Source organism: Chryseobacterium salipaludis (genome assembly GCF_022968825.1).
Taxonomy (GTDB): Bacteria; Bacteroidota; Bacteroidia; order Flavobacteriales; family Weeksellaceae; genus Kaistella; species Kaistella salipaludis.
Genome location: NZ_JALHKS010000004.1, coordinates 1 through 22693 on the forward strand (window position 1 = coordinate 1; position 22693 = coordinate 22693).

A 22693-nucleotide genomic window follows, 5' to 3' on the forward strand; every position below is an offset into this window, starting at 1 on the left:
CTCAAAACAAACCATTTATACAACTGAATATCAATATTTTAAACACGTTTATAACCACATTTTCTATTTCTGAAATCTTTTTTACTGTATTTTTGAAAAAGGTTGTGCAACAGGCACATCGTATTGCCAAAAAGCGGAGTGAATACTGTCTTTGAGAACTGATTTAGCCGTATCCCAAAAAAGTTTTCCGCTAACATTTTTTTTTAGTAATTTAATCATCGGAAAAAATTTTTGCTTAGGTTTGGTTTTCCTTTGAAAATGTGTGCAAAGTAGCCCGCACTTCGCCAATACTTTTTCCGTTATGGCTAATGCTAGACACACAACAATAAAGTAACGAATGGCAATTGACAACAAAAGATTAAAGATAAACCGCCACCTGTTTTACTGGGGACAAGCATATTAAACAGGGTATTGCGGAGCTTCGTCCCAAGGGGTTCGACTCCCCGTGTGCATTGGTTGCATTTTGCGTTTGGAAGACGCTTCATCCTGTCACACTGAAAAAAGAGAAGGTGAAGAACAGAGCTGTATTGCTCAAACTGAAATTGAGTTTGCAAGACAAGGGATACCGTTTGGACAATTGGTTCAAACTCAACTTGGCTTCCCTCAACTTTTGGTGTTCTTCTCCTTTTTAATTCAATAAAACTGTATCAACATAACAAATGGGAATATTCAAAAAAAGATATCAGGTAAAACCAAACACTGTGGGGTTTCTTTACCGTAACAATAAGTTTGAGCAAAAACTGGCATCCGGCTACCACGAAATCTGGGATTGGAAAAACAGGACCGAACTGTTTCTTCTGCCCCAGACCTCAAAGCTGCTCACCGTCGTAAACCAAGAAGTTTTAACTAAGGACAATGTCGCTCTTCGGTTTTCCTTCAATGTAATTTACAGAATCGTTGATGGGCAGAAATTTCTTGACAAGTTCGCGCTTGACAGAGAGATGTATGCCATTATTCAGGAAGCTGAGCAGCGAATCTACAATATCGTGCAAATCTATCTCAGAAACAGGATTGCAGAAATGGACAGTGAAACGGCTAACGAAAAAAGAAATGAACTTACGGATTTCAAGACCGAGGAAATGGAAAAAGAAGTGGCAGAATTCGGCATTACCATAGAACAGGCGCAACTGCGAGACCTAACCTTTCCAAAATCAATTCAAGACTTATTCGCTAAACATCTGGAAGCAAAAATTAGAGCAAAATCAGAACTTGAAAACGCAAGAACAGCTGTTGCGACAGCACGGGCTTTGAAAAATGCTTCGGAACTCATGAAAGATGACGAAAACATAAAGTTCTTCCAAATCATAGAGACCATTACCAAAATTGCCGACAAAGGAAAACACACTTTTATGATTGGTGACATTAACCAATTAACAAAAAAATAGAACGATGAAAAGAAGCACTAGCCATAACAGCCGTTTGCCGCAATGGGGGCTTGACGTAGTTAAATCAAGTGCAGTGCTTCTATCAAAGTTTGTGCTTAGTTGACAGTGAAGTACTCCGAAATCCCCAACTGCGCCAAGCGCAAAAACGTTATGTGCAATTTCACAAACACTGCACGAAAATATCAAGAAAGAAACAAGAGAATTAATTGTAAATCATTATTCCGGAACTAATGAAAGTTCTGAAATAAAACAGGATTTTGAAAAGATACTTGTAAAATTTATTGAATTCCATCATTTAAGAAAAGGGGCGAATATGACACTTTCTTTTGAAATATTCATTCTAATTTTAATGATGGACATAATTGCGTTGCTTGCAACCTAAATGATTCTAGCAAAAGGATAGAAACTTTTTTATTAGGATACCATCTTTTTACGAATCTTCACACAACGATGACAAATTTTATCTTTTTATATCTTCAAGCCGAATGCATATTTGAATATTTTAACTATTAGCAATTACCAAACGCTTACATTCAAAAAAATTTTCAAATATTATTTACCGTTAAAAGATGGCGAATTTTCTGAAACGCCCTAAATCCTTTATGTTAGTCCATCATCGAATTTGGGAATACAAAAAAGATATAAATATTTTCACTAACAAAAAAAATACCATTAATTAACAATGAATTTGTAAAAAAGTATTATAGCGGAGATTCTAAAGATAAAGAACCTGTAAAAGAATTAAGTAATAAAGAAGAATTAACAGTTTTGCATCCAAATCCGCTTGAATTAATTACAGAATTTTGCAATACTCAAAAAAAATTCTCAGAATTAATTTCAAAAAATCAGTTAGTCAGAGAAATTTTGGATGACACTGCAACCATCAAGGACTCTATCAAACTGAAAATGCTGAAGAATCTGAAAGAAGTAATAAGAAACTGCACATAGTAACTTAGTTTTCGTTGCGTGCGAAGCACGAACAATGAAAACCCTGTTGAACGGAAGCTTTGGGAGCTTTTTTCAGCAATATGGGTTTATCGAAAAAAATTTGTAAAAATACTGAAGAGACTTCCAGAATGGTCTCTTTTTTGAAAGCCAGTTGTAGCCTTATTAAATTTGATCTTTACAAAGTTCTGCGAGTAGTGAAGCTACCAAAAATTAAGTTTGTGATTTTTTGCACTATGGGAAAGCACCTGCAATGCTAACAGCAGTTTTTCGACGGAAATTTATGCTTTTATCAAAGATAATGACTTCAAATTCTTCTATTTTAGTACTCCGCAAAGCCTTAATGGGTATTTTAAAATCATTAATTAGGTCATAACACATTTTAAATTAATCAAAAAAAAAAAAAATAATGAACACATTTAAATTTTTAACCGTAGCAGCACTCACCACCATTTTTGTTTCTTGCAGCGACAGTAAATCAACCGTTGAAACTGGAAATAAAGAGCAGACAAAAACAGAGGCACAGCAGAATAATGATTTTCCTTCAGGAATCTATACGGCAACATTGCCTTGCGCAGATTGTATGGGAATCGAAACCTATATTACCTTTCAAAAAGACAACAAAGCGGTTAAAAGTACATCGTATTTAGACAGCGACGGTACTTCTGAAAACGAGTATGGTACCTGGACAAAGAATGATGATATTATTGAAGTATCCATCCCAAATTCGCCCAAAGAATATTATCTGGTAAAACCCAACAAAACCTTGGTAAGATTGGATGCTGATAAGAAAGAAGTAAGCGGAGAATTAGCCAAAAATTATATTTTTAAAGAAGTAAAAGCTCATACGCCCGCTGAGTTGAACGGTACGTATAACACCAACGCCAGTGGCAAAGGATACAACCAAATTCTGGAATTGAAATCTGAAAATGACAGTATTTATTCAGTTAAGATTTCATTTACCGGTGCTGTGAAAGGGTGTACGTTTGAGGGCAAAGGAAAGTTAGTGAATAATCAGATTGATGTTGATTTAAAAACCATCAATAAAGATTTAAAAGGAACGATGACGATTTTATTTAAGGATAAAACAGCTGAAGTATTTACTTCGAAATTTGACGATAGATTCGCATTAAATTTCTTTTGTGGCGGCGGTGGAAGTTTAGCCGGAGATTATCATAAAAAAGAGTAACTTAAGGTTTGTATCAATAGCTGATCGGTTACAAACTGCTGTTAATAACTGGAAGTCCAATAATCAGAGTGTTGTTGAACAGAAGGCTAATTAGCATTATAAGTTTTACCGTAAAATGTTTTAAAAAAAACCAAGAGACTTGTAGAAAGGTCTCTTTTTTTGTACACCATTTTCATCTGTTATTTTTTTTAACTTTCTAGAGTAATAATAAGCTACGCAAGGAATCGCCTGAACTACTTTCTGCTGAACAAAATGTAGGTGGGCAGCATAATATGATGTTGATTACGGTGATCAACATTAACCTTATTTAACATCTTTTGTATTTTTAGTTTGATAAGGAAAACCTATTTTTGTTAGAAATAGTTGAAGAAAACTATTAATCACATTAAAATTTTAAATTATGGAAAAGTTTGCAGTATTAGCAAGAGTGGAAGCAAAACCAGGTAAAGAAAATGAAGTGTTGGAATTCCTAAAGTCTGCCTTACCTCTTGCCGAAGGTGAACCAGGAACCGTAAGATGGTATGCTTTACAAATCGGCCCTTCTAATTTTGGTATATTCGATACGTTCGAAACTACAGATGCAAGAGATGCTCACTTGAATGGTGAGATTGCAAAGGCTTTAATGGCCAATGCTTCTGAATTACTTGCTAAAGAACCTGTACTTGAAATGGTAGATCTACTTGCAGTAAAGTAAGCAATCGAACACAGATTTTTAATACCGTTAAATAGAGCCAGGTACTGCCCCGGCTCCATTTTTTTTATATGATTTTGTGAAAGGTTGAACCTTTGCTATGTATACAAGATTCATTTTGATTATTCAAAGAAAATTTAAATTAGCATAAAAAGAAAGAGACTGAAAACAGTCTCTTTTGACACTATCCCTTAAAGTGTGCAAAGTTTAACATTTGTTCTTCGAGTGAACCTTTGTGCTAAAAATCTCCGCCTTCGGCAACAACCAAACATTAGCAGTAATTTTGCAAAACCGATCGCATAAAGAAAAATCCAAATGAAAAAAAAGACGTACATCATCGTAGGAATATTGACGTTTATTATTTTATTAATAATTGGAGGGTATCTTTTTTTACTTAGTTCATTAAGTGGTATGGGCAATCCTACAGGAGGACGAGGTCCCGATTACCCATATTTTATCACAACCGAGCCTACAACTGTCAAAAAAATTATTGTACCAAAAGGAACGATACTAACTTATGAAGAACAATTCTTCAAAGAAGGAAAACAAGATAAAATAATGAATGAAAATAAACTTACTGATATACAATTGCCAGAGGGCGAAACAATAATTTGGGGCGGAGTGCCTGTCAATATGATTGTGAAATTCTTCAACACGGAAATGCGGGGATTTACGGTATATGCAGATTTCAGCCAATTAACTGATGATAAAAAAACGAAATTTTCCAAATTATGGGAAAGTGAAGATAACCAATTGAGCGTGGATGTAAAAAATATAGACGACTGGAGCTTTAATGACACCAATATTACTGACGTTCAAAGTTGTGGTGTAAATAAACAGAGGTATTTCCAAGAAGATAAATCCCAGCAGCAGTTTCTTGACAACTTATATAATGAATTAACAAAAAATTAATTTTAAAAAAATTACGAGAAAATAAATTGGTTATGAAACAAAATCAAAAAGTACCGCTGACCAGGTATTACTATTACTGGGTTGAAGTTTACTCCATAAAGATTTCCGGTAGTTGTCCATTTAGCAATTTTTAGGACAATCAGTTATAAAAATCCCTGCCAGCAGAAATACTCCGCCGTTAGCGCTCATCTAAAAAACAAATAAAATGGAGGTAAAACAACTGAGACATCGTGAAGATTCGGCAAGCAAGTCGAAATTGAATAAAACTCAAATTCAATTTACAGAACTCATCGGAGAATTAAATAATAAAAATTTACCCGACCAAACTGTTGAAATCATCAATAAACATATTGAAGAACTAAATTCTCCCTTACTTTCCGATAGAGCTTTCAAAAGTTTACTTATAAAAAAACAAGCTCAAATCATCAAATTACTTGAAAAAACCCACAAACTGGTTCCTATAAATTACTATAGGAACTTATGGATGCTTTTAGGGATGTCTGCCATTGGACTTCCTATTGGAGTTGCTTTTGGGGCAAGTATTGGTAATATGGGATTATTAGCAACTGGATTACCTATTGGAATGGTTATAGGTCTTGCTATGGGGTCAGCTATGGACAAAAAGGCATCAAAAGAGGGAAGACAATTAAATATAGAACTTAAGAATGGAATTTAGATAGCCGATCCGGTAGCAAGATAATGCCAAAAGCGGGACCGAACAGCTTCGATTCCACATTTCCCGCAGTAGCTGGGCAAGTCTTGTAGGGTTTAACGTTTGTTCTTCTATTAAACTTTTGTACTAAAAAGCCCCGAGTTCGGGAATAATAAAACGCTATAAGCCATTTCATAAAAACACGATAATGACTATAAGAACCTTTTGGACACTTTTTATTAAGATGGTAGGCATCTGGTTGATTTTGAATAGCCTCACCGTTATACCACAATTTTTCTCGGCATTACTTTACGTAAATTCAACCGGTTCAGTGACAGAGTTTGCACCCACTGCAATTTTGCTTATCGTGGTCATTGTACTGTACATTTTGCTCTTACGACTTTTGCTTTTTAAGAGCGCGTGGCTCATTGACAAACTGCATCTTGATAAGGGTTTTGACGAAAGTAAAATTGACCTTACTGTTCAGCCTTCATCCGTTTTAACTTTCGCAGTCATTGTCACCGGTGGGTTTTTGTTCGTAGACAGTTTACCAGACCTTTGTAAAGAGGTATTTCTTTTTTTCCAACTGAAAAGCAAATTTCCGGAACATCAGTCTGCTGCCGTACTCATCACCTACTCAGTTAAGACCGTTTTGGGTTATTTGCTCATGATTTACAGTAAACAGGTTGTCGTATTTTTAAACAGGCAAATAATAAAACCAAATGACAAAAAAGAATAGATATTTTGACCTTAAGAGCCAGCAATTTATTTTGCAAAGTCAGTGGAACAAACAAAATGTCTTGCAGCGATCATCACAGCTAGGCTTAGCTGACGGATTGTTGCGGACCCGGAGCGTTGCACATGTAGCTGATGATAAAAAAAACAGAAGTTTCGTGCTGTGAACCAGTCTCTCTTAAACACTGAAATGCCGACTATTATTTAACCTTAAATCCAGGCAGACATGAAAATTATATTGACTTTCTTAGCCATCGTTTTTTGTTTGAACCTGACGGTTGCTCAGACCACGCGGGTGTATTATGAATTCACATAGAAACCAAATAAGACGGATTCTGCAAAAGAAAAGGAAATACAGATCTTAATCTTTGATCACCAAAAATCCACATTCCAGTCGCATGATCAGCTGCAGAGGGATTCCCTGCTGGCTGCCTCAATGGAATACATGGGCAGCGGTAATTCTCATATGCTTGAGGAAAATTTTCGCAAGAATATCAGAAACCAATATATTATCCAAACTGATATTGACACCTCTACCCTGCACTTCACAGAAATTCTGGGAAATCAGCTGTCTGCCAGCTATTCGGAAAATAATACTATAAACTGGAAGTTGGAAAATGAAAAAAGGGAAATCAGAAACATTTCCTGCCAGAAAGCAACGACAACATATGGCGGGAGAAAGTGGAGTGCCTGGTTTGCCCCTGAATATAATTTCAGTTTCGGACCGTATACGTTTTTTGGCTTACCCGGTTTAATAATAAAATTATCTGATTCAGACGGAAACTTCAATTGGGAGCTGAACGGTATTAAAACCTATGACAGTGCTGCTTTATACGAAAAAAACGATCTTGAATTACAATCCTTTCCGACAACCAAGCTCGATAAGCAGAAATTCCTCAAGCTGAAAAAACAATATCTGGAGCAACCCTTGGAAACATCCGTGAACTTTTTCCAAATGCATCGGGTGAAGAACTTAAAAATATATTGGAGGCAGAAAGAAAGCAACTTGAAATCAATCGCTACTACAACAATCCCATTGAACTGTAAGAGATCCCGATCGATAGTGTATTATCGGGACGAATTTTAAATACAATTTACGAGAAAGCAGTCGCCTTACCTGTCGATTTTTACAAACTTTATTTTTTTACATAAAAACTTTAAAATTTTTAATTTTTGCTTCCTTTCTTTTTGTAGTTTAGTCCGTGGCGAAGATGTGGTGGCACCAGGAAGTTCCGAATTTCCTTATGGCCTCTGCCAACAGTTCTTCTGTCCGACGTAATATTAAACCAAAATTTACAAAATAATGATGACAACCAACAAAAAATTAACTGAGTTCACCTTAGATGAGCTCTTTGCTGAAAAGAAAAAACGAAAAGCACTTCTCACAGGATTTGGAATCGTCATGCTGATTGCCTGTGGAATACTGGTTTTCCTCGCCGCCGAGAGTTCCAACTTCGCACTACTGGCCGTAGCATGCGGTTGTTTCCTCACGCTGATGCCCTCAATCGCATACATGAGTCAAGTGGAGAAGGAAATTAAAAGCAGGGCGAAGATGTAAGTTCGTTCGTCATCAATCAATTTTATACAAAACATGAAATTACAAAAGGTATGAAAAACCTCAATTTAACCGCGTTCAGTGACGCAAAACTTCTCAGGAGCTTAAGCCTGCTCAAAGGATTTGCAATAGGCCTCGGAATAACTTCTCTGGCTGTAATTTGTATTTGGCTCTATTTATATTTTGCGAAAGGCTATGATAACATCCCTATGGTCACTTTTCTGCCGGCCATCGGACTGCCGATGAGTTACTCCTTTATTTTTCTTATTTTGCAGCAATTCAAAAAAGAAGCAGCAGCCCGGGAATTAAAAGTCTGAAATAAAATGTATCTTAAGTTTTTAATCGGTTGCAGGACCAACCATTCACAACTTAAAAACAATAAAAATGAGATCACGACCTTTACTAATTAACAAAACAGTTCTCCTGGCGATGATTATTGCCTCTATGGTCTTAGCTGCCGTCGCTATTTATGTAAGGTTGTCCGACCCGGTTTCCTCGCTGGAAACAGCGCCGGTACTGATTCCTGTCTTAGCGTTGCTGCAATTTATACCCTGGATTGTAATTTTGGTCGACATCATCCGCAATCCCGTACGGAATAAAGCTTTGTGGATGATCGGACTCATCACTTTCGGCTTGCTGGTGATGTTGCTTTATCTACTGACAAGAGACCGAAATCTGATGCAACATCCTGCGGTTCTGGCTGAAGAGCGGTAAAAGTGGAGGTCTTGTAGAGATTGAATATCTTAGCTGATGTCTCTTGTCCTAAAATACTTATACAAAAGACATAGATACTCGATCGGTACGCCATAGTAACTCCATAGTTAGACTATAGTTAGACCATAGTTAAACCGTAGATACTCCATGGATATTCCATGGATAATCCATATATGCGCCCACTTTACTGCGTGGCAGCGGTCATACATATATACCGTAAAGCGCACCGAAGGGCAACACAGTATCGAGCTGAGGTAAACCCGCCGAACAACAAGCGTGCTGCCCGCATGACCCTATGGTCTGTTCAACATGCTCCTTTCTCTGAAAAACGTTGTTATCTTCTCATCAGCCCGGATAAACTGTTTGATCAGAAATATTTCACGGCGATAAATAAGGATAATTAACCCCATTTTAAATTCAAAAATGATAAATTTGGGCTATGCGGAACCTTTTTGCCAAACTGCGCAGCAGCCTCAAGCATTCTTTTGATAATCTTCACAATGAGCGGCTGAAACATAACCTGTTGCAGGCCATCCCCTTCTGGATCGGGTCGGTGATTACGGGTGTGTTCGCGGTTCTATATGCCAAAGTTTTCGTGCTGGCCGAACAAACAATGAACCTCATCCTCGATTGGCACGCGTGGCTCATTTTCCTCATCGCGCCGGTCGGCTTTGTGCTGTCCTGGTGGCTCGTGAAAAACTTTTCACCCTATGCTAAAGGCAGCGGTATTCCGCAGGTAATGGCAGCCGTGGAACTGGCCAACCCGAAAGAGCACCGAAAAATACGCAATTTACTCAGCCTGAAGATTATCTGTTTTAAAATACTTTCCAGTCTTGCACTAATTTTAGGCGGTGGGGCTGTCGGCCGCGAAGGACCCACTATTCAGATTGCCGGTTCGGTTTTTCGTAAAGTAAATGAATACCTGCCGCAATGGTGGCCCAAGATTTCAAAGAAAAACATGATCCTGACCGGAGCAGCGGCCGGACTGTCCGCAGCGTTTAATACGCCCTTGGGTGGAATTGTGTTCGCGGTGGAAGAACTTTCCAAAACGCATCTTAATTATTTCAAAACGGCACTTTTCACGGCCGTGATTATTGCCGGACTTACGGCACAAACGCTGGCTGGTTCGTATCTGTATCTGGGATATCCGAAAACAACTGATGTTGCGCTCACGGTAATGTTTCCGGTCATCCTGGTTTCGGGTATTGCAGGTCTGCTCGCCAGTAAATTATCAACCTTGATGCTCGGTATTAATGCCTGGATCAAAACCCTGAAAAATGACAGAGAGAAAATTCTGTTTCTCATTGGTTGTGCGCTCGTGCTGGCCAGCCTGGCGTACTTTGTAAACCGCGAAATACTGGGTTCGGGCAAGCAAATCATGGAAAGAACGCTGTTTAGTGACAATAAGCAGGAAGCCTGGTACATGCCATTGTTCCGGATGATCGGCCCGGCCGTTTCTTTTACGTCGGGCGGTGCGGGTGGTATTTTTGCACCGGCACTCTCAGCAGGTGCCAGTCTGGGTGCGGTGATTGCAGGTGCAATCGAGCTCACTTCCCATGAAACCAACGTGGTTATTCTGGCGGGAATGGTCGCTTTTCTGACCGGCATTACGCGCGCGCCTTTCACCTCTGCCATCATTGTGCTGGAGATGACAGACCGTCATTCATTGATATTTCACCTGATGCTGGCAGGCATGGTGTCCACCTTGATTTCGACCCTCATCAGCCGGCATTCCCTCTATGATGCTTTGAAGATTTCCTATTTGCAGGAATTAAGGGAAGAAGTAAGTGGAAGCGGTGGGACAGAAAAACGTGGCGGTTAACGTCTGGTTTTCAATATCGGTGATCACGAAAGAAAAGCGCTATAAGGTCATAATATTTAAGTATTTTCGCATCACATTAACTTTATTCCTTAAGAATGAAACCCTATCCTATCTCGGCTGACGAGCAGCACCGCCTTAAGAAGTTAGCTCAACTGCAACTGCTTGATTTAAACAAAGATACATCGTTTGATGTTTTTGCAGAAACTGCTGCGATGATCTCGGAGTGTCCGGTGGCACTCGTTTCCGTCATGCGGGAGGAAACACAAAATATACAGAGTTGTGTGGGGCTGGCTTTCGAAAGCGTGGAGCGCGAGAATACGATTTGTCAATACGTGATTTCCGGCAAATCTGCTCTTATAATAGAGGACATTCAGCTCGATGAACGCACTAAAAACAATGCCATTGCGGCAGCGGCAGGAATTCGCTTTTATGCGGGCTTTCCTATTTTTGATGAAGAACAGTTTGTATTGGGAACTTTATGTGTGATTGATTATCAGCCACGGATACTATCTACGCAACAGATAAGTATGCTGGAAAAACTCGCTACGGCTGTAAGTCAGCTCTTTATGAGTCGCCGAGATGCTGCGCAATCAAAATATTTTAAACAAACTTTTACTGTAAGCAACAATTTGCTTTGTATTCTGGACAGCAAACTGAATATTTTGCAATCAAATCCAACCTTTGACAGAAGCTATTCTGAAGTTAGCGAAGTATTAGAAAAGTACAACTTAACCGAGGTTTTACATCTTACACATCAGCATAAGACTGATATCCTGCAACAAATACGAGAGGGTAAAGATGTAATTTTCAGAACGAACGCGCATGGGATTTATGTCGACTGGATTTTAAAACCGGAGGGTCTTGATGGAGAAATTGTGGCTTTTGGACGTAATATTTCACAGCAGCTCGAAGAAAGAAAACGTTTAATAGATTCAAAACGCCGCTTTAAAAAGTTTTTCCAAAATGCGATTGGCCTCATGAGTATGCATGATCTGCAAGGCAATATTATTGACGTCAATCAGCGTGGCCGGGAATCGCTGGGATATGAGGCAGATGAAATCGCAGGCCTCAGCCTGTTTGACCTTGTACCCCAAAGAAACAAACTACAACTGCAAAAATATCTGGAACGGATCAAAATGCAAAAAGAAGATATTGGCAATATGGTTCTTAAGACAAAGGAGGGACAAGAAGTAGTCTGGATGTACCATAATCTCGTCGAAATGGATGAAGAAGGAAATCCTTACGTAATGAGTACCGCCCTCAATATTTCAGATCGGCTTCTGCTCGAAAAAGATTTAATTTATACTAAAAAAATACTGGAACAAACAGGCGAAGTTGCTCAGGTGGGTGGCTGGGAAGTTCATTTGAGGGACGGAAAAATATTCTGGTCACGCTTAACACGTGAAATCCATGGTGTAAGTGAGGACTTTGAACCAGATTACAGTACAGCTGTTGGTTTTTACAGTGCTGAAGATCAGGCTGTCGTGGATGAACTTTTTACAAGAGCAGTGGAAAAGGGTATTCCATATGATGAACAGCTTCAGCTTATAAAAGTAGACGGTACCATGATCTGGGTTCGCGTCAAAGCTATTCCTGAGTTTGAGGACGGACAATGTATACGTGTTTATGGAATCATTCAGGACATAGATCAGATTAAAAAAACCATGAACGAGCTGGAGCGCAAGGAGGCCATGTTGCAGGCATTTATAAAGTATGTTCCAACACCTGTCGCAATGCTTGATCGCAAGCTCACTTATGTGGCGGTCAGTGAATACTGGGCTAAGGAGCTGCGAACAGATGTTGGTCAATTGCTGGGCAATAACCTCGTTTCAGGGAGCACCAAGAATGTACCTGAATACAGAAAAGCTATTTATGAAAATGCATTGAATGGTGAAGCATATGTCAATGAAAATATGGTAATCGAGGCACGAAATGGAATACCAAGCCAAAACTACCGTTTTCAGGTTAGTCCGTGGTACATCGGCAACAATAAAGTGGGAGGCTTAATCATTTGTGCGCAAAACATTACGGAACTTATTCATAATAATGAAGAACTGACACAAGCCAAACAAAATGCCGATCTGGCGAACCGTGCCAAATCAGAATTTCTGGCCAATATGAGTCACGAGATCCGCACACCGCTCAACGGGGTCATCGGCTTTTCAGATCTCCTGCTTAAGACACCATTGAACGATATGCAGACCCAATACCTGAAATACATCAATGAATCAGGAGAGAGCTTGCTAAATATCATCAATGACATCCTGGACTTCTCTAAAATTGAATCAGGCAAGATGGATCTGTTTATAGATAAGGCGAACGTGTATGATATGGTGGATCAGGTGATGAATGTCATCCTGTACCAATCCCAACGCAAGAATATTGAATTGCTGTTGAATATTGAGCCGGGCATACCGCAAAATCTTTGGCTCGATGAAACGCGCATCAAGCAAGTATTGATTAACCTTTTAGGTAACGCCGTAAAATTCACAGAAAAAGGAGAAATTGAATTAAAGGTTGAGAAAATACTGCAGGAAAATGAAAACATTTCCTTGCGGTTTTCGGTGCGGGATACCGGAATAGGAATTCCAGTTGAAAAGCAGAAAAAAATATTTGACGCATTTACCCAAGAGGACAGTTCTGTAAGCAAAAAATACGGCGGTACTGGTCTTGGACTTACCATTTCCAATAACATTCTGAAATACATGAACAGTCACTTATCGTTAAGTAGCGAGCAAGACAAAGGTTCTGTGTTTTATTTTGAACTCACGGTAGCTTACGAGCAGGATAGTTTAGAAGATGACAGCGAACTCAATATTGGGCGGGTACTGATTGTGGATGATAATGCGAATAACCGCATGATCCTGGAGCACATGCTGCGGTACAAAAATATCGATTGTAAGTTGGCGGCTAATGGCATGGAAGCGCTGCAAATCCTGATGGCAGGCGAACGCTTTGACGTGATTCTGATGGATTATCATATGCCTGTTATCTCTGGCTTGGAAACGATCGAGAAGATAAAACAGCTGTTTAGTGAGCAGGACGAAATTGCGCCATTAGTGGTACTGCACACCTCCTCAGAAGAAACCGACGTGATTAATTCCTTCCGTCGCGATGAAAAGTCCTTCTGTCTCCTTAAACCTATTAAGTCGCAGGAACTCTACAGTACGCTTCGCCGGGCGATCAACAGTTTACCTTCTGAATGCGAAACAGAAGTTGAGGGAGAGCAAAGCGGATCACCCGTAACACAGGATGTACTGAATGTATTGCTAGTGGATGATAACCCGGTCAACATGGTGCTGAATAATAAAATGATGCAATCCCTGCGTCCCAACTCAATCTTTACCGAAAAAACCGACGGATTGCAGGCGCTGGAAGCATGTCAGGAAACCCAGTTTGATCTGATTCTGATGGATGTACAAATGCCGGTAATGGATGGCATCGAGGCCACAAAAAGGATTCGGAAAATACCTTCTTTTTTCGACACACCGATTCTGGGGGTTACTGCCGGAAATATAGTAGGCGAAAAAGAAAAATGCCTGGACGCCGGCATGACGGATTTTCTGCCTAAACCGCTACGACAAGCTGACCTGCAGGAAATGCTTGAAAAGTATCTGCCTGACCTGCAGAATGAAGATGAAAAAGGACCACTCCAAATAGAAAAACATTTTGATATATCCTTGTTTAATGAGCAGGTAGGCCAAGATACAGACTTCAGGAAAATATTTATTCATCTGGTCCTTGACGAGTTGGCAGATGGCAAGACAAAAATAAATCACGCAAACCATAGTCATAACCTGGCAGAATTGCAAAGAATTTTGCATAAGATAAAGGGGACTGCCGGAACTGCCGGATTATTCCGGATTGCCGAAATCGCTGTGCAGGCAGAAAATAAATTAAAGAACAGTGAGCATCCCGGCGAACTGATAGCAGACCTCATTAATGAGATTGGCACCGGCGAGCTTATTATTAATAAATTATCTTAAAAAAATACATGGTTGTTTTAGTTGCAGAGGACGATGAACTTATTCTCAAAACGATTGAGCACAAATTAAAGAAAGAAAATTACGAGGTCATTTTGGCTAGAAATGGCAAAGAAGCCATTGAAAATCTTACAACATCTAAAATTGATTTAATTATCACAGATATTATGATGCCCTTTGCTTCGGGCACAGAGGTTTTATCTGCAACAAAACGGTGCCCAGATTCCCGTAATTATTCTTTCAAGCCTGGGCCAGGAAGAAGTGGTGCTAGATGCATTTGACTTAGGCGCCGCGGACTTTATCGTCAAACCATTTAGTCCCAGTGAGCTCCTGCTCAGGATCAAACGCTTGACCAGCTGATATGAAGGTTTTTCCGGAATTAAATTTTCATTTCTTCATCACGGTTTTTATCGCAGTGCTTTTTTTGATCATATTACTGGTTGGCACTGTACTAACCATCAGTTTTCTTCAGTTTAGCCGCCCGAAGAATACATCATCACGGTCGTTATGGATCATCTGAAAATGACTAGTGATCTTTTGAGAGTTCAAATGTCTGGCGGACAGGAATGCATATAATTGCATGATCTTAATGATCTGTGTTAATGTAAGCTGATAAAGTCTTGCATAAATCCTAATGATAAAACTGCTGAATGGATCAACAAAGGAATGACTGTTTATCTAACATCCAAACAGCTTATAAAATCTTTTAACATTTATTTAACATTATTTCTTACCTTTGGCAGTTGCAACCAAAGTGTTTATGCCTTCAACTGTTAATACTCTGAACTTTTATTCTGCTGCACGCGCAACGAGGGCGGATCGTAATCCACTCAAAATCTGCACTATATAAATGGGCGTCATCGCAAGACAGGGTCTTAAGTACTCACTGATTGGCTACTTCGGCTTTTTGCTCGGCACCTTTTCGGCGCTGTTTGTTTTTCCGAATCATATTGAATTTTATGGGAAACTGCGCTACATTATGCCCACTGCAGAAATGCTGCTGCCCATTGTTGTTTTCGGCCTTTCATTTTCAAATGTTAAGTTTTTTCACCGAGCGCAGGAGCAAGGCCGTCACCAGAATTTGCTATCGCTTTCGCTGGCGGGCATCGTTTTCAACTTTATTGTTTTTTGTCTCTGTTTCCTGATATTCTTCTACCTTTTCCCGTCGTTCCGCTCGCTGGAGCTCTGGCATATGAGGGGATTGATTCTGCCATTGATACTGGTGCTTGCGCTGTCCGCGGTGCTGAATAAATACCTGTCTAACTTTAAGCGGATTGCAGTTCCCAATATTTTCGAAAACCTGTTTCCGAAACTGGCCAACCTGGGGGCTTTCTGCCTTTTTTTCTACGCCGGTTTTTCCGAGAAAGGTGCGTATGCTTTCTTCATCGGGATGTTTATTTTCGCCTTGGCAGGGTATGGCTTTTATACTAATTCGCTCGAAAAGGTGCAGCCGGATTTCACGCTTACCTATGTCAAAAGAAACGGCCTGTGGAAAGAAATTCTTAATTATAGTTTCTTCGGTTTCCTCGGAAATATCGGGAACTATATTGCCTTTCGGGTGGATAATTTCATGATTGGTGAATTCCTCAACTTCGAGGAAAATGGCGTGTACAGTATTATTCTCTCCATTCTGTCCTTTATCATGATTCCGCAAATGGGCCTGTTTAATATCTCCGCGCCGGTCATCAACAAAAGCATCGAAAGCGGTGATTTCGAAGAGCTGGACCGGTTCCATAAACGCACTTCCCTATCCTTATTTTTCCTGGGAATTTTCCTGTTTTCGTGCATTCTGGTCGGTTTCCCGTATCTCACGCAACTCATTGCCAATGGCGAACAACTGCGTCAGGCCGAGCCTGTCGTCTGGATTCTGGGTTTTGTGATGTTATTTGATTTGGCCACCGGCTTTAACGGACATATTATTTCGCTTTCGAAATATTACCGGTTTAATATTGTGGTGATGCTGTTCCTGGCGGCAATGACGATTGGCTTAAATTATTTTTTCCTCACGCGCACCAGCCTGGGCATCATCGGGATCGCGCTGGCAACGGCCATTTCGCTGGGTATTTTTAATATTATTAAAATTTACTTTAATTATAACCGTTTTAAGGTTTTTCCGCTCACCATAGAAATGCTGTATCTGCTGATTGTGTGCACCCTGGCCATTACGGTCGCCATCATGCTGCCGGAGACCAAAAGTGCTTTATTCAATATGATTTATAAGCCTGCTTTTGTGGCAGCTGTTATTTTCGCCGTGAATCATTTTATGAAAATTATTCCGTTGGAAAAGTATATCAATAAAGCCTTCTTCAATTCCTTATTCAGGTTTAAGTAACCGCTGCAATACCTCTTCCAGCCTGGTGCGAACAGTTTCTTTGCTATAGTTCTGCAGGAAATCGTATTGCATATTTTTTAAAGCCAATAACTGCGCGTCAATATGATCCTGTTCCTGATGGATAAACTCATACGGTGATGTAAACCACCTTGGGAATACAGCCGGTTTCGCATATGAAATGGCATCGCCTATATTCCCCGACATTTTGGTTCGTCCGTATTCTTCTGCGACACTGAAAAAGCGGGTTCTGCGCTGAATCGGGCACCATAATACGTCAGCATTCCTCATCACATTATCGAATTCCAGCTGTGGTACTTTTTCGGTATAATAGCGCAGGGATACCTGTACGGAATATTCCTGCTCAAATCTTTGCAGCCACTGCAATTCCGCACCGGCTGCTTTGCCCAGAAAAGTTACATGAAGCAGTTCTCTGGATTTTGCAAGCTGCCGAAGTACATGTTGATAATCACGTCTCTGCTGTTGCACGGAACCCGGAATCACGATATTTAAAATCTGATTGCCGGAAGAGCCGGGCATTTCCGCATAAAACAAAGGCAGCCACTGTGTTCCGTCGGAAGCCATGGAAGCATCTAAAACAAGCCGTGCGGCAGCTTTCTTATAAACGAGCGGTGCCAGATGCAAATGTTCTTTCAGGGCAAGCTTTACGCGATATTTGGTTTCTTCTTTACCTATGTTTTTATAAAGATTGGTAACACTTTCCTGACTGAAGTTGAGGTTATGCACGATTACCGCTGTTCTAAACTCCTGCACGACTTTATAAAAGATTTGAAAATACCGGTGCACCGTACCGATGAGTACCAGTTCATATTCTTTTTCCCTCAGTTTTTTTAAAAGCTCCGCAGGTTGCAGCACAGAAACATTGTTTCCTGTCAGCTGAACTTGTTCGGCAATTTTAGGCGAGAAATAATAATCTACCGCGACTACGGCAGAATCCTGCAGCAGTTGATAAAACCGGCTTGCGATTTCTGCGTGGGTATCCAGTTCGATGTAGGCGATCCTTCTCAATGATTCACAGAATTTAGAATATAAAATTGATTTATTTACGCTTCAGCATTTGTCGCCAGCGCAGCTTCCGGATGTAGGCGATTTCCTCTTCCGTGAGGTGCCGCTGTGCTTTTTGTTTCAAGAAACTTCGCAGGGTAATTATAAGTTCACGCAACGACTTATTTTTTAAAGAAGATTTTGCAGAGGAAATAAAGGCCAGCGGGAAATCTAAACCAATGTTATAAAAATATTCGCCCAGTTTCTCCGCTTTTTGTGTTTTATATTTATAAGCGGTCGGCCGCAAATGCTTCACCCAGAGTTCTTTATTGGTAATAACTCGCCAGCCGTGTTTTTGGGTCAGCATCACATCGATATTGTCCCAGCCGAGCACCGGGCGCAAACCATTTATTTCCTGAAAGCAGGCTTTGCGGTAACTTTTGATCGGGCCGCGTACATGGTTTTTGGAAGAAATATTCTCAAACTGCCACTGCCCGTTTTTATTATTAAAGTCAAAAGCTTCCTTTACAGAAAAAGGTTCGTTGCTGATTTTCACAATTCCCGATGCCATGCCAGCCTCTGGATCATTTTCATAAATCTTCTTAATCTCTGAAAGATAACCAGGCGGGAAAATAACATCCGCATCAAATTTACAAATGATATCTGTGGAACCCAGCTCCTGACTCTGCAGTCCGGACATAAAAGTGCGCACCACCTTTGCGCCGGGCTGATGTTCCGATGCCGGCAGTTGCTGTAAAACGAACCGTGAGTCGCCTCCTGCAATTGTACGTACAATTTCAGCCGTGGCATCAGAAGAACCATCGTCCACAACCACACACCTGAAATCGCGGTAATCCTGGCGACTTAAAGACTCCAGCGCGGCACCGATATATTCCGCTTCATTGTGTGCCGGTATGATAATCAGGAAATGCATCAGTGCGCCTCCAGCCAGTTATTGCCGACACCCACTTCCACCAGCAGCGGAACCGTTGTCAGATACGCGTTTTCCATCTCATGTTTAATGAGCGCCGAGGCCGTTTCCACTTCTTCCTCGGGAGATTCAAACACAAGTTCGTCATGCACCTGCAACAGCATGCGCGTCTGCAGCTTTTCGGTGGTCAGCTTTTCATCAATATGAATCATGGCCAGTTTGATCACGTCTGCGGCACTTCCCTGAATTGGTGCATTTACCGCATTTCTTTCTGCGTGCGCTTTCACCACAAAGTTGGCGGAATTAATATCTTTCAGATGCCGCTTCCGGTGAAGCACCGTTTCCACATATCCCATTTCGCGGGCTTTCTCCACCTGCTCTGCCATGTATTTTTTCAGCTGCGGATACGTATCAAAATAAGAAGCGATCATTTCCTTGGCCTCAGCACGGGAAAGTCCGGTCTGTTCCGCAAGACCAAAAGCGCCTTGCCCATACAGAATACCAAAGTTAACTGTTTTTGCCTGTGAGCGCTGCAGTTTCGTTACTTCTTCCAGTGGCACACCGAATAATCTGGATGCCGTCGAGGCGTGAATGTCTTCGCCGTTTTGGAATGCTTTAATCATGTTTTCCTCGCCGGAAATTGCGGCAATAAGCCGGAGCTCAATTTGAGAATAATCCGCGGCAATCAGTTTATGACCCGGCTTCGCAACAAACGCACCGCGGATCTGCTGGCCGCGCAAGGTACGAATCGGAATATTTTGCAGGTTCGGATTCACGCTGGACAAACGGCCCGTGGCGGCTGTGGTTTGCGAGAAGTTCGTGTGGACACGGTGGTCATCTTTATCAATCTGCAGGGGCAGCGCATCCACGTAGGTGGACTTTAGCTTTTGATAGGTGCGATACTGCAGAATGTGCTGAATAATTTCATGCTTGGCGACCAGTTTTTGCAGAATATCTTCCGAGGTTGAATATTGGCCGGTTCGCGTCTTTTTCGCTTTCGGGTCCAGCTGCAGTTTTTCAAAGAGGATTTCGCCCAGCTGTTTGGGTGAATTAATATTAAATTCCTCGCCGGATAGTGCAAAGATTTCTGTCTCCAGATTTTTAAGGTCATTTTCCAGGTCTTTGCTCTCCTGCTCCAGCCAAGCCCGGTCCAGGGAAATACCCGCCAGTTCCATTTTGGCGAGCACCTGCATGAGCGGCATTTCCACACTGAAAAACAGGTCGTGCAGATTTTCCTTCTGCAGTTGGGGAGCAAACAATTCGTACAGTCGCAGGGTAATATCTGCATCCTCGCAGGCAAACACCGTCTGTTTATCCAACGGCAGTGCCTGCAATGTTGTTTTATTCTTGCCTTTGCCGACTAAAGTTTCTTCGGCAATCGGTTTATAATTTAAATGAACTTCTGCGAGATAATCCATATTGTGACGGCCGTCCGGGTTAAGCAGGTAATGTGCAATCATGGTATCGAACATCGCTCCCTGCATGGTGATCCCGTACAATGTCAGGATCTTAAAATCAGTTTTAAGATTATGCGCGACTTTGATCAGATCCTGTTTCTCGAAGAAAGGCCGGAAAATTTCCAGTGTTGTCTGCGCTTCTGCCCGGTCAGTGCTCAGCGGAATATAATAGGCAAGTCCGGGCTGGTAGCAAAAACTCATACCAATCAGTTCCGCTTCCATCTCATCCGGCTGCGAAAGCTCCGTATCGAAAGCCACCACCGGCTGCTGCAACAGATTTTTCACCAGAACATATTGTGCTTTCGGTGAAGAAATATGCTGATACAAATGATCGCTGTCTTCCGCAGTCTGAACGGTAGAGGTTGCTCTGTCCAGCTCTTCGAAGTTGGCAAAAAGATCCAGTTGTCCCGATGCGGCTGCCGGCTTTTGCGCCGCGGGTTTCAGATCTTGTGGTGCCGTCGGAGTTTCTGCCGGTGCAAAGGCCCGATATAAATTTTCGTACATGCGACGGAATTCCAGCTCATCGAAAATCTCTTTCACCTGCACAAAATCCGGTGTGTCGAGATCATATTGTTCCTGATGAAAATCAATCGGCGCATCGCAGATAATGGTCGCCAGTTTCTTCGACATGATGCCGCGCTCGGCAGACGCTTCTACTTTCTCTTTCAGCTTCCCTTTCAGTTCATGGGTGTTGGCGAGCAGATTTTCAATGCTGCCGTATTCTTTCAGAAACTTTTTGGCGGTCTTCTCTCCCACGCCTTCCAGCCCCGGAATATTATCCACGGAATCTCCCATCATCGCCAGGAAGTCAATGACCTGTTTAGGGTCTTCTATCTCATACTTAGCTTTGACTTCTTCCACGCCCAGTATTTCAAACTCGGCACCTTTCAGACCGGGTTTATAAATACGGATGTTTTCCGTCACGCACTGCGCGAAATCTTTGTCCGGCGTTACCATATAAATCTGATAGCCTTCTTTCTCCGCTTTGCAGGCAATGGTTCCGATCACATCATCGGCTTCGTAGCCTTCGAGCCCCAGAATCGGCACATGCATCGCACTCAGGATCCGGTGTATGTACGGAATCGCTTCTTTGATCGCGTCGGGCGTTTCGCTGCGGTTGGCTTTGTATTCTGCAAAATCATCGGTGCGGATACTGGCTTGGCCAACATCAAACACCACAGCAAGGTGGGTAGGCCGCTCGCGGCGAATGAGTTCAATTAATGAATTGGTAAAACCGAATATAGCGGAAGTATCCTGCCCGCTGCTGGTAATGCGCGGGCTGCGGATCAGGGCATAATATCCACGGAAAATCATCGCATACGCATCGATGAGAAAAAGGCGCTTATCGTTGTTTTCAGACATAGAAACAAAGATATAAAAAAGATGGCAGCGCTACCGGAAATGCCGCGTACAACTAAGGTGCAACAGACCCTAAAAAAGAGTTTTTGCAGTAAATTTTAATTAAGATAATTAGAAAGCGCTAGGCCGCTGTTCTATAAATCACCTTTTTGGAAAGTGTTGCGAAAAAGCCTCCTAATAAAAAGCCTACGGCAGCACCCATGACGATATCCAGCGGAAAATGCACCCCCAGATAAATACGGCTGTACGAAACAACAACAGCCCACATAAATAAAATAAAGGGCAGTTTGGGAAGCTGACGACGCAGCAGCTGTGTGAGAAAGGAAGCCAGGAAAAAAGTATTGGAAGCATGGCTGGAGTAAAAGCCAAATTGACCACCGCACTTCACGCTTCGCATTTGGTGTATTAAGTACGGATCATGGCACGGCCGCAACCGCGCAATTCCTACCTTGTAGATGCCGGCCAGCTGATCAGAAACCGTAACACCGAGCGCAATAAAAATTAAAATATAAATGAGCTGGCGCCAGGAGAAAAATCTTTTCAGTAAATACAAAAAGATCATGTACAGCGGCACCCAGATCCAGGTAGCAGAAATAAGAATCCAGAACTGATCGAAGGCGGAATCGCCCAGTGTATTAAGCTCTAAAAAAAGTTGACGGTCAAACTGAATAAGTTCCATACGGCTACCTGCTTACCGGCCCTTCATAGGAATCATCTTCGGCCTGGCTACGCACCACAGGTTCACGCTGCGGCGCATTTTCCGGTGCTTTTTCTGCCAGCGGATTGTAGTTCTGGGCTGCTTCCTTCACCTTATCGATCTCGCGCTTTATTTCCGCAACCGGATTATCGGTTTCCTTCATGATTTCAGTTTTCACATCCTCCATGGCGCCGCGCATTTTGCGGACACCCTGACCGAGGTCACGCGCAATCTGCGGTAATTTATTCGGGCCGAACAGCACAACAATGGCTATGGCAATAACAAGCATTTCGCCTATACTCAGTTCCATAACGCAAAATTACAAAAGATTA

Annotated in this window: 18 protein-coding genes and 2 pseudogenes; 14 read left to right on the top strand and 6 right to left on the bottom strand. The window is 41.5% G+C overall.

The annotated features are described in order from the left end of the window. Positions 1-81 precede the first annotated feature (81 nt). On the bottom strand, positions 82-219 hold the full coding sequence (locus MVI27_RS07760; protein WP_246960402.1) for a hypothetical protein: 138 nt from the start codon (positions 217-219) through the stop codon (positions 82-84). 440 nt (positions 220-659) lie between these two features. On the opposite strand from MVI27_RS07760, the gene MVI27_RS07765 reads away from it, so the two are divergent. From MVI27_RS07765 to MVI27_RS07830, 14 genes and pseudogenes are all read left to right on the top strand, one after another. Next, a complete protein-coding gene (locus tag MVI27_RS07765; protein ID WP_246960405.1) occupies positions 660-1385 on the top strand; it encodes a slipin family protein in 726 nt (241 codons plus the stop codon). Positions 1386-2739: 1354 nt separating this feature from the next. Next, positions 2740-3519, top strand: coding sequence for a copper resistance protein NlpE (locus MVI27_RS07770; RefSeq protein WP_246960409.1), 780 nt, complete (start codon positions 2740-2742; stop codon positions 3517-3519). 400 nt (positions 3520-3919) lie between these two features. Continuing rightward, positions 3920-4213, top strand: coding sequence for a putative quinol monooxygenase (locus MVI27_RS07775; RefSeq protein ID WP_246960411.1), 294 nt, complete (start codon positions 3920-3922; stop codon positions 4211-4213). 312 nt (positions 4214-4525) lie between these two features. Further along, positions 4526-5122: a hypothetical protein gene (locus MVI27_RS07780; RefSeq protein WP_246960414.1), complete on the top strand. Its 597-nt coding sequence runs from the start codon at positions 4526-4528 to the stop codon at positions 5120-5122. Positions 5123-5327: 205 nt separating this feature from the next. Then, entirely contained in the window at positions 5328-5798 is a 471-nt protein-coding gene (locus tag MVI27_RS07785) for a hypothetical protein (RefSeq protein WP_246960417.1), read from the top strand. Between the two features lie 184 nt (positions 5799-5982). Continuing rightward, on the top strand, positions 5983-6513 hold the full coding sequence (locus MVI27_RS07790) for a hypothetical protein (protein WP_246960420.1): 531 nt from the start codon (positions 5983-5985) through the stop codon (positions 6511-6513). Between the two features lie 330 nt (positions 6514-6843). Beyond that, positions 6844-7596 (top strand): annotated as a pseudogene (locus MVI27_RS07795) (GLPGLI family protein); the annotation flags it as partial. Positions 7597-7812: 216 nt separating this feature from the next. Then, positions 7813-8067, top strand: a complete 255-nt coding sequence (locus tag MVI27_RS07800; RefSeq protein ID WP_246960423.1) for a hypothetical protein — start codon at positions 7813-7815, stop codon at positions 8065-8067. Positions 8068-8117: 50 nt separating this feature from the next. Continuing rightward, complete coding sequence (locus tag MVI27_RS07805; RefSeq protein ID WP_246960425.1) at positions 8118-8381, top strand: hypothetical protein; 264 nt, start codon at positions 8118-8120, stop codon at positions 8379-8381. Between the two features lie 67 nt (positions 8382-8448). Beyond that, positions 8449-8778 (top strand): PLDc N-terminal domain-containing protein, encoded by a 330-nt coding sequence (locus MVI27_RS07810; RefSeq protein ID WP_246960428.1) that lies wholly within the window; start codon positions 8449-8451, stop codon positions 8776-8778. A gap of 439 nt (positions 8779-9217) precedes the next feature. Continuing rightward, positions 9218-10600 carry a chloride channel protein gene (locus MVI27_RS07815; RefSeq protein WP_246960431.1) on the top strand — a complete coding sequence of 461 codons (1383 nt, stop codon included), beginning with the start codon at positions 9218-9220 and terminating at the stop codon, positions 10598-10600. A 95-nt stretch (positions 10601-10695) separates the two neighbouring features. Beyond that, complete coding sequence (locus MVI27_RS07820; RefSeq protein ID WP_246960434.1) at positions 10696-14586, top strand: response regulator; 3891 nt, start codon at positions 10696-10698, stop codon at positions 14584-14586. Positions 14587-14594: 8 nt separating this feature from the next. Then, a pseudogene (locus MVI27_RS07825) lies at positions 14595-14943 on the top strand (response regulator transcription factor). A gap of 490 nt (positions 14944-15433) precedes the next feature. Next, complete coding sequence (locus tag MVI27_RS07830) at positions 15434-16915, top strand: lipopolysaccharide biosynthesis protein (RefSeq protein WP_246960437.1); 1482 nt, start codon at positions 15434-15436, stop codon at positions 16913-16915. Here the strand turns inward: MVI27_RS07830 and MVI27_RS07835 are convergent. The 5 genes from MVI27_RS07835 to MVI27_RS07855 form a co-directional block, all read right to left on the bottom strand. Further along, positions 16898-17941: a hypothetical protein gene (locus tag MVI27_RS07835; protein ID WP_246960440.1), complete on the bottom strand. Its 1044-nt coding sequence runs from the start codon at positions 17939-17941 to the stop codon at positions 16898-16900. The genes MVI27_RS07830 and MVI27_RS07835 overlap by 18 nt on opposite strands. 31 nt (positions 17942-17972) lie before the next feature. After that, positions 17973-18851 (bottom strand): glycosyltransferase family 2 protein, encoded by an 879-nt coding sequence (locus tag MVI27_RS07840; RefSeq protein WP_246960443.1) that lies wholly within the window; start codon positions 18849-18851, stop codon positions 17973-17975. After that, positions 18851-21667 carry a DNA polymerase I gene (gene polA, locus MVI27_RS07845; RefSeq protein ID WP_246960446.1) on the bottom strand — a complete coding sequence of 939 codons (2817 nt, stop codon included), beginning with the start codon at positions 21665-21667 and terminating at the stop codon, positions 18851-18853. Before polA ends, MVI27_RS07840 begins: the two co-directional genes overlap by 1 nt. Positions 21668-21785: 118 nt before the next feature. Continuing rightward, positions 21786-22343: a phosphatase PAP2 family protein gene (locus MVI27_RS07850; RefSeq protein WP_246960449.1), complete on the bottom strand. Its 558-nt coding sequence runs from the start codon at positions 22341-22343 to the stop codon at positions 21786-21788. A gap of 4 nt (positions 22344-22347) precedes the next feature. Next, entirely contained in the window at positions 22348-22671 is a 324-nt protein-coding gene (locus MVI27_RS07855; RefSeq protein ID WP_246960452.1) for a Sec-independent protein translocase subunit TatA/TatB, read from the bottom strand. Positions 22672-22693: the final 22 nt, after the last annotated feature.